Source organism: Salirhabdus salicampi, from assembly GCF_024259515.1.
Classification (GTDB): Bacteria; Bacillota; Bacilli; order Bacillales; family Alkalibacillaceae; genus Salirhabdus_A; species Salirhabdus_A salicampi.
Genome location: NZ_JANBWE010000001.1, coordinates 820,686 through 833,553, shown reverse-complemented (window position 1 = coordinate 833,553; position 12,868 = coordinate 820,686). Strand labels below are relative to the sequence as shown.

Genomic DNA, 12,868 nt, shown 5'->3' with positions numbered 1-12,868 from the left:
CTGTAAAATCCATTAAAAATTGATGGCTTGTTTCGCTTTTTCCACAATATCTTCATGATTTGGCAGCCATACTTCTTCAGCTGAAGAGAACGCATAAACCGTGTCTGGTGCAGCTACTCGTAGTACAGGAGCCTCTAAATGTAAAATAGCTCGTTCTTGAATTTCTGATACGATGTTTGCTGCTACTCCAGCTTGACGTTGTGCTTCTTGAATAACTACTGCACGATTTGTCTTTTGTACAGATTCAAGAATTGTTTCATAGTCGACTGGGCTTACTGTACGAAGGTCAATCACTTCTGCTTGAATTCCGTCGTTTTCCAGTTCTTCTGCAGCTTTAAGTGCTGAATGTACCATTGCTCCGTAAGCAACTAATGTAATGTCACTTCCTTCACGTTTAACAGCTGCTTTACCTAATTCAACTGTATATTCCTCTTCAGGTACCTCTTCACGGAATGAACGGTAAAGCTTCATATGCTCTAAGTATACAACGGGGTCGTTGTCACGAATTGCAGAAATTAATAATCCTTTAGCATCATAAGGGTTAGATGGAATTACTACTTTAAGGCCTGGTTGCTGTGCCACTAAACCTTCCAAGCTGTCTGCGTGTAGTTCAGGTGTATGCACGCCTCCGCCAAATGGAGAACGAATTGTGATTGGCATGTTGTATGTACCACCGGAACGGTAGTGCATACGAGCAGCTTGACCGTTAATAGCATCCATTGCTTCATATACGAAACCAAAGAATTGGATCTCTGGCACAGGACGGAAGCCTTCTAGAGCTAGACCAACAGCAAGACCCATAATACCTGACTCAGCAAGCGGCGTATCAAATACACGGTCTTCTCCGTATTCTTTTTGTAATCCTTCTGTTGCACGGAACACACCACCGTTTTGACCAACGTCTTCACCAAAAACGAGCACATTTTCATCGTTTTTGAGTTCCGTACGCATTGCATCAGTTATAGCTTGAATCATCGTCATTTGTGCCATGATCTATTTCGACTCCTTTGCTTGATATTCTTCCATTTGCTCTTTCAAGTTCGCTGGAAGTTCTTCACTATGCATAATTGAGATTAAGTCAGTTACTTTTTGTTTAGGGGCTTGGTCTGCTTCTTTAATCGCTGCTTTAATATCTTCTTTTGCTTGCTCGATTACTTTTGTTTCTTCTTCTTCAGACCAAATGCCTTTTGCTTCTAAGTATTTACGGAAACGAACTAGTGGATCTCTCTTCTCCCACTCGTTTTCCATTTCTTTTGTACGGTAACGTGTTGGGTCATCCCCGGCCATTGTGTGTGGTCCATAACGGAAAGTATCAGTTTCGATTAATGTAGGACCTTCACCTTTAATTGCACGCTCACGTGCATCTTGAGTTGCTTTGTAAACAGCAAGTACGTCCATACCGTCTACTTTAATACCAGGAATACCAGCAGCAACTGCTTTTTGTGCAACCGTTTTTGCAGCGGATTGCTTTTCAACTGGTACAGAAATCGCGAATTTATTGTTTTGAACAACAAAGATTGCTGGTGCTTTGTATGCCCCTGCAAAGTTGATTCCTTCATAGAAATCACCTTGGGAAGCTCCTCCGTCACCTGTATACGTAATTGCTACAGCCTTACGTCCACGCTTTTTAATACCTAGCGCCACTCCAGCTGTCTGGATAAACTGTGCACCGATAATAATTTGTGGACTAAGAGCTTTTACATCTTCCATTTGGTTCCCAATAAAGTGCCCGCGAGAGAACAAGAATGCTTTATAAAGCGGAAGACCATGCCAAATTAGTTGTGGTACATCACGATATGCCGGAAGCAGGAAGTCCTCCTTTTCAAGTGCAAAGTGCGTACCGATTTGGGATGCCTCCTGTCCCGCTGTTGGTGCATAGAAACCTAAGCGTCCTTGACGGTTTAACGCAATAGAACGTTGGTCTAATACGCGTGTAAAGACCATGCGACGCATTAGTTCCTTTAACTCATCATCCGAAAGCTCAGGAACTGCATCTTTGTTAATGACTTTACCTTCCTCATTCAAGATTTGAAAGGTTTCTTCAAATTGCTTTTCAATGTTTTTAAGGTTTTCAACTATGTTCAATTTCGTCACCTCTTCCTTTCTATAAAAGATGTTATCCATTGTTATGTTTCCCAAAAAACTATGGACAAGTACTCGTCTTTAGATACTTTTCCCTAATCGTTTGGATGAACGTATGTAACGAACAAATAACTGTTACATATAAATTTCATTAATTTATTAGTACAATTGATTACATAATGTAGTTTATCTCAAAACTAGCATAAACGTCAAACACTTTATATTAACTTTAGAATACGTATTGTAAACGGTTTTCCTGTTTTATAACAAGAACTTTTGTTTTCAATTCTGTATTAGTTCAGTTACCCTTCTGTATTAATCCTTCACCCAATTTTATTAAAACAAAAAACTGCCTATATGGCAGTTTTTGATAATGTCATTTATATTATTCGTCTTCTGAGTACTGAACATCTAGGCCAGCCTGTTCGTAAAATTCTTTCTTAAGTTCATTGTATTCAGATGTATATGTATTAAATTGCTCATTTGTCTCAAAAATCTTTTCATACATCTCATTGATTTCTTCAATCTTTGTTTCCAATACATCTTTTTCTAAATCTTCCTGTTGTAATAGCTCATATAGTTCCCGATCCAATGTAATGGACTGTGTATAAAAATCAAATAAATTTTGATAAGCGGCATAACGATCGTTCATTTTCGCTACTAAATCATTAGCAAGAGATTGCACATTTTCGTCTTCTAACTGGTCAATGTATTCTTCTGCTTGGTCGAATTCTTCTTTCGCTTTATCAATGCTATTCTTTTCTTTACTTAATAGTTCTTCACGATTATCCAAAATCGTGATAGCTTCGGAAGATAATTGTTGTATTTGATCTATATCGTTCATTCCTAACTCAATAATTTCGTTATAAAGATCTTTTTCTTTTTGTTCTAGTTCAACCATTTCGTCCTGGTGTTGTTCAAATTCCGCCTCTAATTCCACTGCTGTTTCAAGATGGTTGTACATTTGTTCAATAGCAGAAGGACCGTTTTGACAACCGGCAACAGTTAAGAGAACCAGTAACATGCTGATTAAGATCCCTTTTCCAATTTTCAATTTTGTTTTCCTCCTTCTATACATTGTCCCTTTACCAGTATACCACATATAAAAATCTCTAATATATATGTTTTAATAAAACGATTTAGAATTTTACCAGTTGAAAGAAAGGTTATGATACACTAATGAAGATAAAAGCGAGGAATGAGGAGTGAGGATAATGATTACAATGGATGATATCGTTCGTGAAGGTCATCCTGTTTTGCGAGAAAAGGCGAATGAAGTGCCTCTTCCCCCAAGTACAGATGATCAAAATACATTAGAAAAGATGCTGGAATACTTAAAAAACAGCCAAGATGATGAGATTGCTGAAAAATACAATTTAAGGCCTGGTGTTGGTTTGGCAGCACCACAAATCGGATTATCAAAGCGAATGATAGCCGTCCATTTCATTGACTTTCATAACAAGGAGTATAGTTATGGTTTATTTAATCCGAAAATTGTAAGTCATTCAGTTGAAAAAACGTATTTATCGTCTGGGGAAGGCTGCTTAAGTGTAGACCGAGAAGTTCCGGGTATTGTGCCTCGTTATAATCGAATTACAGTTAAAGCAACTGACTTAGAAGGAAAAGAAGTGAAGTTACGACTAAAAGGTTTTGCTTCCATCGTATTTCAACACGAAATTGACCATTTAAACGGTGTTATGTTTTATGATCATATCGACAAAGATGATCCTTTCACAGTACCAGAAAATGCTGTAGTTGCAGATCCATCATAAGATGCACAAGAAACGGGAACCTTCAAAAAGCAGGTTCCCGTTTCTTGTTTTTATATCAATCCGAACTTTCTCAATCCGTAGACAACCCCAAGCTCATCTACATGCTTTGTTACATAATCTGCGTATCGTTTCACTTCATCTTTCGCATTCCCCATCGCAATTCCAGTGCCAACATATTGCAACATTTCCCGATCATTTAACCCATCTCCAAAAGCAAAGGTGTTTTCTTGTTCTACTCCAACACGCTCAATTAATTTCTGAATGCCTAACGCTTTTGAACCATCTTTCGGGAGAACATCCATAGAATACTTATGCCAACGAATATAGTCAAAGAACGAATGTTCCTGTTCATATCTCTTTTGTTCATCTTCTACACAAAAAACAAGTGCTTGATAAATTTTTTCCTTTTCGAAGAAGGTTAGATCGACCTCTGGATACGAGATGTTAAGCGACCCTAAGCTTTCTGAAATATATGCATGCCCCTCCTCTGATACGGTCATCATGTCTTTTCCTATAAAAGCGACAGGATTTCCCTTAGCCAATGCGTCCTTTGATAACGACTGCAACAGTTTTGTTTGTAGAGGGTTTTCGTATACAACCTCACCTTCAAATACCGCTAACTGGCCATTGAAGCTAACATACGTATTAATATTTAATTGTTCACGAATATGCTTGTGCATAAATGGACCACGTCCAGTCGCAATAGCGGGATAAATCCCTTTCTCCCTTAACTGATCAACCGCTTCTATTGTTTCTTGTCGTACATTACCACCTTCTGAAATTAACGTACCGTCTATATCAAAAAATACAATTTGCTTGTTATTTCCCATAAGTAACCTCTTCTCTCCTTACATACCATTTAATTTTTGCTGTTGATAAGTAAACACCTAGTAATATAAATATTAATCCCGTTATCATCGATAGTGTTATCGGTTCACTTAAAATGACTGCTCCCCATATAATAGCAGAAACAGGGACAAGGTAGGTAACCGTTGAAGCAAATTCAGCACTACCTTTTTGAATTAAATAATATAACATTACGATGGCTAAACCAGAACCAAATGTACCTAAACTAATGAATGACAGGAAAATTTTTGGTTGAAAAATGAGTAAAGTATTCATGTTTCCGGAAAACATGGAAAAAATAAAACCAATCATTGCTGCAAATGAAATGGAAACTGTTGCGATGGCCAGTACGGATACGTCTTTCAGGTGTTTTCTCGTGTATTGAGCCGCAAAGCCGTAACATGCTGCAGCTAGCAACATTGTTCCAATTCCAAGGGCATTATCATTTGCTACAGAAAAATTCGAGAAATCTGTTAAGACAACAATTCCAGCAAATCCAATGATAAGTCCAAGCCATTGAACACCCTTAAGTTGACGTTGAAAAAAGACAAAGCCGATAATAGCCGTCCAAATAGGGGTTGTTGCATTTAATACGGACGCTAAGCTTGATGTAATTGACATTTCACTAAAAGCTATAAAAGCCCATGGTAGACTGTTGTTCATTAATCCGATCACGGCCAACTTTATCCATGGTAGAGCAATTAGTTGTCGTCTGTTTTTCAAAAGTAAAATAGCCCATAATATTGCGGCTCCAAATAGGCAACGCCAAAACACCACTTCCCATACCGAGAATTGCTCTACTAAAAGTTTAATAAATAAAAATGACGTTCCCCAAACTAGGGATAGTATAATTAGTACTACGTATAAGTTTCTCATTCTGACTCCTTTGTTTTACCTTAACAAATTTTCTTTGCGTAAATATGATAGGAACGTAAATTTTACGATAAAGATAAGTATATACTATGGGTTAGATAATGAAAATTCATAAATATGAACATGCGACTATTCAATTCTCGTTCATTTCGTACTATACTATAACTACGAGGGAAGGTCGGCAAACTTTTTTTACAATACGTTTTTTCAATTTAAAAGCTTTTCTAGAGAATTAGAAAGGAGATGTATGGTATAATGTTGAAACGTTTAAGGGAAAAGCTGAAAAAACGTTGGAAAGGTCTTTTAGGTCGAAAAAATTATGCATAATGTTTTCCTCCGTTTCTTTTTCAAACATTACTACCAAACACACACTATATAAAATGGACAGGACAAGGACATAGAATATATACATGTTAGGAGAGATTGAACAAATGGTTTTTAAAGTTTATTATCACGAGCCATCGGAGGAAGTACCGGTTAGAGAACGGACAGATTCACTTTACGTAGAGGCGGAAAGTGTTACAGACGTAAGACGAAAACTAGCTGATCGCAATATGAATATCGCACACGTAGAAAAGCTCGAGGAAGGACATCTTGCTTATGAGCAACGTTCAGAAGACTTTAAGGTGGAAAAAATCTGATGAAATTTGTAAAAAATGATCAAACAGCAGTGTTTGCACTAGGCGGTTTAGGTGAAATAGGGAAAAACACCTATGCTGTACAATTCCAAGACGAAATCATCTTAATTGATGCAGGGATTAAATTCCCTGAGGATGAACTGTTAGGAATTGATTACGTTATTCCAGATTACTCCTACCTCGTGCAAAACGTAGATAAAATTAAGGGACTGTTTATTACTCATGGTCACGAAGATCATATTGGAGGTATTCCGTATTTACTACGGGAAATAAACATTCCTATATATGGTGGAAAGCTAGCGATCGGCTTAATTAAGAATAAATTAGAAGAACACGGATTATTACGTGATGCAAAATTAAATATTGTGCATGAAGATGAAGTCGTAAAATTCCGCAAAACGTCTGTATCTTTTTTCCGTACGACACATAGTATTCCTGATTCGTACGGAGTAGTTGTAAAAACACCTCCAGGTAACGTTGTTCATACAGGAGACTTTAAATTTGATTTCACTCCTGTAGGGGAACCGGCGAACTTGTCAAAAATGGCTGAGATCGGTCGGGAAGGTGTGCTTTGCCTACTGTCTGATAGTACAAATAGTGAAATTCCTGGATTTACATTATCTGAAAGAGTTGTAGGAGAAAGCATTCAAGATATCTTTAGCAAAGTGGATGGACGCATCATTTTCGCCACATTTGCATCGAATATCCATCGCTTACAACAAGTTGTTGAAGCGGCTGTGAAAAACAACCGTAAAATTGTAGTGTTTGGTAGAAGTATGGAAAAAAATATTAAAGTTGGTCAAGAACTGGGATATATTAACGCACCGGAGAATACGTTTGTTGATAGTTCTCAAGTGAATCGTATTCCTAGTGATGAACTTGTCATTTTATGTACAGGTTCTCAAGGTGAACCAATGGCAGCTCTTTCCCGTATTGCAAACGGTTCTCATCGACAAATTCAGATTCATCCTGGAGATACGGTCGTATTTTCTTCTTCCCCTATCCCAGGTAATACCATCAGTGTAAGTCGGATCATTAATATGTTATATCGTGCGGGTGCAGACGTCATCCACGGTTCATTAAATGACATTCATACATCTGGTCACGGCGGACAACAAGAACAGAAATTAATGCTACGTTTAATGCAACCGAAGTATTTCTTACCAATCCACGGTGAATATCGTATGCTTGTTGAACATACGAAGTTAGCGATTGATTGTGACGTAGAACCCGATAACTGTTTCATTATGGATAATGGTGATGTTCTGGCTTTAGGAAAAGATCATGCTTCTATCGCTGGAAAAATACCTTCAGGTTCTGTTTATGTTGACGGTAGTGGTATAGGAGATATCGGAAATATCGTACTACGGGACCGCCGAATCCTTTCTGAAGAAGGACTTGTTATTGTTGTCGTAAGCATCAATATGAAAGAATTTAAAATTGCTTCTGGTCCAGACATTATTTCACGCGGATTTGTCTACATGCGTGAATCAGAAGATTTAATTAAAGAGGCACAAAATTTAGTAGCCAATCACTTAGATAAAGTGATGGAACGAAAGACAACACAATGGTCTCAAATTAAAAATGAGATAACTGATACAATTGCCCCTTTCCTTTATGAGAAAACGAAACGGAGGCCAATGATTCTTCCAATCATTATGGAAGTATAATTAGATTACAGGCGCATGAAGTTTGGCGTCTGTTTTACACAAAACAAAGCCAACCGTGTACACGGTTGGCTTTGTTTAATCATCATCGACGACTAAGTTTTTCTCAAATCGGGATATATCCTGATCAGCTCCAATTACAATTAAAACATCTTCCTCTAATATAGTTTCAGTCGCCATTGGTGAAACGATGATATCCTTTTTCCGCTTAATCGCTACAATGTTGCATCCATATTTAGCACGAACATCTAATTCTACAAGGGTACGGCCACTCATTTTCGTTCCAGCCTTCACCTCAACAACGCTATGATCATCAGATAGCTCTAAATAATCAAGAACATTACTAGATATAATATTATGAGCAATTCTTTTCCCCATATCTCGTTCTGGGTGGATAATATGATCTGCACCTATTTTACTTAACACTTTTTCATGATAATCATTTTGTGCCTTTACGGTAATTTTTTTTATCCCTAATTCTTTTAACATTAAAGTTGTTAAAATGCTCGCCTGGATGTTATCCCCTATTGCGACAATAACATGGTCAATGTTACGAATCCCCAGATCTTTGAGGACATTTTCATCAGTTGAATCTGCAATCACCGCATGTGAAGCGATATCCTTAAATTCATTCACTTTATTCTCATCTTGATCAATGGCTAAAACATTCATGCCCTCTTTACTAAGTTCACGGCAAATACTTCCTCCGAACCGTCCTAATCCGACTACGGCGAATTCTTTTCTCTTCATTATGTTGCCTCCATCTTACATAGTCACAAATTTAGTCTATCACATTCACATTTTATCATAAAATAATGCCTACATTGTCCTCCAATTCTACATTCAGGAATCGAAAAAATTTCTACATTAAGTAAGTTTTATACCTTAACCTACATATACAGAAATTCGATACCATTTGTTTGTTTATCGACTTGTATATCCACTATGATATAATAAGCATGCATTTCCCTAAACTTTCCTTAACATATTTTGCTAGAATAAGGATAATGGATGATGAAAAAAGGGGGAAATAAAATTAAGGCAAAATAATTTGTGATTAGATTGGAAAGATACATAATAAGACGAGAAAAAGAAAAACATTACGGGGGACAACTATGTTTATTTCATTTCCTTTACTGGCAGCACTACTCGCAATGGTTATTGCACAATTTATTAAAATTCCTTTGCACTTTATGGCAACCCGGGAATGGAAGCCCGGTCTCATGTTCAGTACAGGTGGCATGCCAAGTTCACATACGGCAACGGTAATGGCGTTAACGACTTCTATTGGATTATTAGAAGGATTTCATTCAAATCAATTCGCCATTAGCCTCGTACTAGCAGTTATTGTCATGCACGATGCAACTGGTGTTAGACGTCATGCTGGTCACCACGCTCAAATCTTAAACCAAATGGTTAATGACTTCAATATTATCGTTGATGTCATAAAACATCCAAACTTTAAAAAATACGAGACCCGAGAAAAGCTAAAAGAATTATTAGGCCATCAACCTGCCGAAGTCTTTTTCGGTGCGCTATTAGGGATTGTCGTAGGTCTTCTTATGTACGGATTTTATCCTCATATATAACAGAAATGCAACCGTTTTAATGATTAAATAGTTCCGATACCGTGGAGAAAATCCAAAACAACAGATGAAATAACATACGAAAACACATTATGTTTGACATCACAAATAACATTATAAACAGCATACAAAAACGCTTGGATTTTATTATCCAAGCGTTTGTTTGTAAAATTTTCTTGTTCAAGAAACGCACCCGTTAGTTTAATAACTTCAATTTTGTTTTCCGTTAAAAGACCGAACTAATAAAATTCCCGATAATGCTGTAAGAAGAATTTGAGTTTCCGCTAATAAAAACATTTCTATAAAAAACGGAATATTGGCCCCAAACCAAGCAACCCAATATATTCTAGGAATGAAACTTATAATTGCTAATAGTATAGCTGGAACAAGTAACCAATTTACTTTTAGATTCCTATTTAAGATGATGTTATTTAATCCATTCCATTCCACTAGCATGCCGAATAAAAAAGCCCATAAACTCATTTTCAAAAGTGGAATTTGCGGTTGGTAGGCTCTTTTCATTGCCTCTTTAGCTTCCCAATATGTTTCAGTTAATAGGTAAAGAAGAAGTAACATACCTATAACAACAAACAGAGTCCCCATCATTTTTTTAAAAATAGTAAAACCTCCTATAAAAATACTTACGTATAATAAAGTCTATTGTTTTCTCATCTTTGTTAAACATTCCTGCCTCGTTAGTACAATAATTTCAACAAAAAAGAGCTTATCCTTCTTGTAGATAAGCACCCGTTAGTTGATGGCTTCAAGTTTAAATTTTAACCTGTTTAAATCCCAACTATCTTCATCATAATTTTTGGTTACTGTTACTTTTACTCTTTGTCCTACCTTATAATCTTCTACGTTTGATACTCCGATGGGATGTGGCATTGACTCTATTTCATTACCAACTGATTCTTGTGAGTTGCTGATTTTATTATAGTCATTGGTCCTTCTACTTCAATATACCCGCCTTTTTTGTTAATCGAAATAATCGTCCCCTCTATAAGATACTCCTCTTTATTTTGTGAGCAACCAACCAATAAAAGTATTAAAAAGGCAACAAAAAGTATTTTTTTATCTATCATTCCTATATCACCTCTTTATTTTTCTTATTCCACTCTCGCCCCCCATTTAGCTTAACAAAAGGGGCAAACTTTAAAATTTCTCTTTTATGAATTCTAGGAAACAATCTTGAAGTTCTCCTTCAGTATCCTTCGAATCGAGAAGCAATTTTGGCTCTATTGTAGAACTTCCATCAATTATCCCAAGCATATTTGTATCAGCCATTGTTTGTTCAATGATTTTGAATAATATCTTTTTATGGTTTTTATCTAAGGATTTATAAAGTTCTAAAGTTTTTCTCCAATAATCATCAGGTTACCTTATTATTTCAGTCTTTTTATCAATGCTTTAATAATTACTAATATACCAAATACAATACCCACCGAATAAAAATAATTCAATTTTTCAAATGATTTAACATGCCAAAAGCTAAATCCAAAAGTATAGGGCATAGGAGGGTCAAGTGGTGGTATTCCTTGTTTTAAAAAGGGAATAGGAAAACCTAATTTTATAACATAGCCTTCCTGTCTTAAATTTGATAATTCCTCATGTGTTTGAACTCTTTTACCATCCACTAATGGAGTTATACCAACTAATACAATTGAAAGTAATCCTATCAAAACAAAGCTTAATATACTTTTTTTAATTTAATACACCCCCGAAAAACTAAGACCTTATTAAAGTATCAGCCTCGTAAGTTCAATAAGCGAGCAGCTTGTTACACTAATGCCCCCGTGAGTTTAAGTACAATTTTTCACAAACAATAAATTTTACCTTGTGACAGCAAGTAATAATGTAAGAGAATATTATTAGTATGCGATTCCTACACGTGATTGAACATAATCGCTACTTTCTATCTGACGATAAGTAAATTCTGCTGTATCAGGAACTGATATTTTCATACCACCTTCTGGCAAAAAATTACGTTCAATTCGATATTGACCTTCTCTTTCTCCTTCTGGCAAATATGTAGGACATACAATCGTCCAATCGAGTGTTGATTGTCTCAGCATATCGTAAACTTTATGATGTTCTTCTGCTGCACGGGTTGATTTGCGTTTTGATTCACTTGACTGATAACGGAGTACGGTTGGTGTAGTTCTACTTTGTAAGATCCCTGCAGTTCCTATTGTAATAATTCGTTGTATACCTTCGTTTTCCATTGTTTTGATAATTAGCGGCATACTTTCTGATAGAGTGGTTGTGCCATCAGTATTTAGTGCACTAATAACTACATCAATCCCATGCATTGCACGTACTATATCATTTTTACTTAAAACATTCCCTTGAATAATGGTTAAATTTTCACTATTTATTTGAATCTTCTCTGGAGTACGAACTAATACAGTAACATGATGTCTATTATGAAGGGCATAAGTTACTATTTGACTTCCAACTCGTCCAGTTGCACCTAAAATTAAAATATTCAAAGTAAAATCCTTCTTTTTACGATTTAAATATTACACTACACTATAAATGCTGTTATTTCGTCTATTTTAACTTAGGCAGGATTACTTTAAGTATATAAATTCAAACTACTTAAATTCTGAATAGCGAACTAATTTTCTTGACTTTAAAGAAGTCGCTCAACAAACTGGATCGTTTGTTGAATACAAGTTAACAGCACTCTTACACTAACCTGCCCCTTTAGTACAATAATTGTTATGTGGTCTTATTATATCAGTAGATAAGGTAGAACGTAACTGCCCGTGGGACATTAATCCCGTCAACTAAACCGTTTGCCGCCTACTTGTAGAAGCATGTTTGAGACTGGTTGGGACCTAGATCTCGTAAACAAGCGAAGCAGTGATACTACAATAGGCATTAGGGGTTACTGGCAATTTTCAAAGTTTATAGGGGGAGATAGAGATGAATCCAGTCGTTGGTCTGAATATTCAAAAGGGGAAAGTGTTTTGGAAGAGTTTCAAAGTCTCTCATACACTTGAGGGACTTAATTTACTAATAGAATTTCTTGAGGAGTGTAAAGAAAGAGTCTGGTCAACAGCCCCCAGTCATATTAAAGTCAACTGGATATTACCAAACCCCTGTTGTTCATTATTTCGAGGAACGTGGTTATCTATTAATTATCATCAAACCTTTAATTTCATACAAAGCTAAGAGTTTGAGGAAAGTTAAAACGGATGCCATTAATGCCTACCTTCTTTGTGAGTTGTTCTACAATTAGAGCCTCATAAAAAACGTGGGTCCAGCTTTAAAAACCTCATAATCTCACGAGACAACATGAGAATATCACTGGAGTTGCGATTCAAACAAAACTTCAATTTCAGTCAGTGTTGGAACATGATCTCTTTTCACTTGTTTGTGAATTTACAATTTCCTCA

14 protein-coding genes and 1 pseudogene are annotated in these 12,868 nt (G+C 36.3%); 5 read left to right on the top strand and 10 right to left on the bottom strand.

Going from position 1 to position 12,868, the window contains the following annotated elements; all coding sequences use genetic code 11:
* Positions 1-12: 12 nt before the first annotated feature.
* The 3 genes from NLW78_RS04355 to NLW78_RS04345 all read right to left on the bottom strand — a co-directional run bounded on the left by NLW78_RS04355 (position 13) and on the right by NLW78_RS04345 (position 3,136).
* On the bottom strand, positions 13-990 hold the full coding sequence (locus tag NLW78_RS04355) for an alpha-ketoacid dehydrogenase subunit beta (protein WP_254495762.1): 978 nt from the start codon (positions 988-990) through the stop codon (positions 13-15).
* Between the two features lie 3 nt (positions 991-993).
* On the bottom strand, positions 994-2,124 hold the full coding sequence (gene pdhA / locus NLW78_RS04350; protein WP_254495761.1) for a pyruvate dehydrogenase (acetyl-transferring) E1 component subunit alpha: 1,131 nt from the start codon (positions 2,122-2,124) through the stop codon (positions 994-996).
* Between the two features lie 343 nt (positions 2,125-2,467).
* A complete protein-coding gene (locus NLW78_RS04345; protein WP_254495760.1) occupies positions 2,468-3,136 on the bottom strand; it encodes a YkyA family protein in 669 nt (222 codons plus the stop codon).
* 160 nt (positions 3,137-3,296) lie between these two features.
* On the opposite strand from NLW78_RS04345, the gene def reads away from it, so the two are divergent.
* Positions 3,297-3,854, top strand: coding sequence for a peptide deformylase (gene def / locus NLW78_RS04340; RefSeq protein WP_254495759.1), 558 nt, complete (start codon positions 3,297-3,299; stop codon positions 3,852-3,854).
* A gap of 50 nt (positions 3,855-3,904) precedes the next feature.
* Here the strand turns inward: def and NLW78_RS04335 are convergent, their stop codons facing one another.
* Positions 3,905-4,684, bottom strand: a complete 780-nt coding sequence (locus tag NLW78_RS04335; RefSeq protein ID WP_254495758.1) for a Cof-type HAD-IIB family hydrolase — start codon at positions 4,682-4,684, stop codon at positions 3,905-3,907.
* A complete protein-coding gene (locus NLW78_RS04330) occupies positions 4,674-5,576 on the bottom strand; it encodes a DMT family transporter (protein WP_254495757.1) in 903 nt (300 codons plus the stop codon). Before NLW78_RS04330 ends, NLW78_RS04335 begins: the two co-directional genes overlap by 11 nt.
* Positions 5,577-6,004: 428 nt before the next feature.
* Here NLW78_RS04330 and NLW78_RS04325 point away from each other — a divergent pair, with 428 nt between their 5' ends.
* A complete protein-coding gene (locus NLW78_RS04325; RefSeq protein ID WP_254495756.1) occupies positions 6,005-6,214 on the top strand; it encodes a DNA-dependent RNA polymerase subunit epsilon in 210 nt (69 codons plus the stop codon).
* Positions 6,214-7,881: a ribonuclease J1 gene (rnjA, locus tag NLW78_RS04320; protein WP_254495755.1), complete on the top strand. Its 1,668-nt coding sequence runs from the start codon at positions 6,214-6,216 to the stop codon at positions 7,879-7,881. The genes NLW78_RS04325 and rnjA overlap by 1 nt, the downstream gene beginning before the upstream one ends.
* A gap of 75 nt (positions 7,882-7,956) precedes the next feature.
* Here the strand turns inward: rnjA and NLW78_RS04315 are convergent, their stop codons facing one another.
* Entirely contained in the window at positions 7,957-8,628 is a 672-nt protein-coding gene (locus NLW78_RS04315; protein WP_254495754.1) for a potassium channel family protein, read from the bottom strand.
* A 365-nt stretch (positions 8,629-8,993) separates the two neighbouring features.
* On the opposite strand from NLW78_RS04315, the gene NLW78_RS04310 reads away from it, so the two are divergent.
* A complete protein-coding gene (locus NLW78_RS04310; protein ID WP_254495753.1) occupies positions 8,994-9,467 on the top strand; it encodes a divergent PAP2 family protein in 474 nt (157 codons plus the stop codon).
* Between the two features lie 207 nt (positions 9,468-9,674).
* On the opposite strand, the gene NLW78_RS04305 is transcribed toward NLW78_RS04310, so the two are convergent.
* The 4 genes from NLW78_RS04305 to NLW78_RS04290 form a co-directional block, all read right to left on the bottom strand.
* Positions 9,675-9,986 (bottom strand): hypothetical protein, encoded by a 312-nt coding sequence (locus tag NLW78_RS04305; RefSeq protein ID WP_254495752.1) that lies wholly within the window; start codon positions 9,984-9,986, stop codon positions 9,675-9,677.
* 371 nt (positions 9,987-10,357) lie between these two features.
* Positions 10,358-10,549 (bottom strand): putative periplasmic lipoprotein, encoded by a 192-nt coding sequence (locus NLW78_RS04300; RefSeq protein ID WP_254495751.1) that lies wholly within the window; start codon positions 10,547-10,549, stop codon positions 10,358-10,360.
* A gap of 300 nt (positions 10,550-10,849) precedes the next feature.
* Positions 10,850-11,101, bottom strand: a complete 252-nt coding sequence (locus NLW78_RS04295; protein WP_254495750.1) for a hypothetical protein — start codon at positions 11,099-11,101, stop codon at positions 10,850-10,852.
* A 234-nt stretch (positions 11,102-11,335) separates the two neighbouring features.
* On the bottom strand, positions 11,336-11,956 hold the full coding sequence (locus NLW78_RS04290; RefSeq protein WP_254495749.1) for an NAD(P)-dependent oxidoreductase: 621 nt from the start codon (positions 11,954-11,956) through the stop codon (positions 11,336-11,338).
* A 439-nt stretch (positions 11,957-12,395) separates the two neighbouring features.
* On the opposite strand from NLW78_RS04290, the pseudogene NLW78_RS04285 reads away from it, so the two are divergent.
* Positions 12,396-12,847 (top strand): annotated as a pseudogene (locus NLW78_RS04285) (IS110 family transposase); the annotation flags it as partial.
* Between the last annotated feature and the right edge of the window lie 21 nt (positions 12,848-12,868).

Coding starts and splice junctions, on each gene's coding strand:
- NLW78_RS04355 (WP_254495762.1), bottom strand. CDS start 990: ATGGCACAAATGACGATGATTCAAGCTATAACTGATGCAATGCGTACG.
- pdhA (WP_254495761.1), bottom strand. CDS start 2,124: ATGGATAACATCTTTTATAGAAAGGAAGAGGTGACGAAATTGAACATA.
- def (WP_254495759.1), top strand. CDS start 3,297: ATGATTACAATGGATGATATCGTTCGTGAAGGTCATCCTGTTTTGCGA.
- NLW78_RS04335 (WP_254495758.1), bottom strand. CDS start 4,684: ATGGGAAATAACAAGCAAATTGTATTTTTTGATATAGACGGTACGTTA.
- NLW78_RS04330 (WP_254495757.1), bottom strand. CDS start 5,576: ATGAGAAACTTATACGTAGTACTAATTATACTATCCCTAGTTTGGGGA.
- NLW78_RS04325 (WP_254495756.1), top strand. CDS start 6,005: ATGGTTTTTAAAGTTTATTATCACGAGCCATCGGAGGAAGTACCGGTT.
- rnjA (WP_254495755.1), top strand. CDS start 6,214: ATGAAATTTGTAAAAAATGATCAAACAGCAGTGTTTGCACTAGGCGGT.
- NLW78_RS04315 (WP_254495754.1), bottom strand. CDS start 8,628: ATGAAGAGAAAAGAATTCGCCGTAGTCGGATTAGGACGGTTCGGAGGA.
- NLW78_RS04310 (WP_254495753.1), top strand. CDS start 8,994: ATGTTTATTTCATTTCCTTTACTGGCAGCACTACTCGCAATGGTTATT.
- NLW78_RS04305 (WP_254495752.1), bottom strand. CDS start 9,986: ATGAAAAGAGCCTACCAACCGCAAATTCCACTTTTGAAAATGAGTTTA.
- NLW78_RS04300 (WP_254495751.1), bottom strand. CDS start 10,549: ATGATAGATAAAAAAATACTTTTTGTTGCCTTTTTAATACTTTTATTG.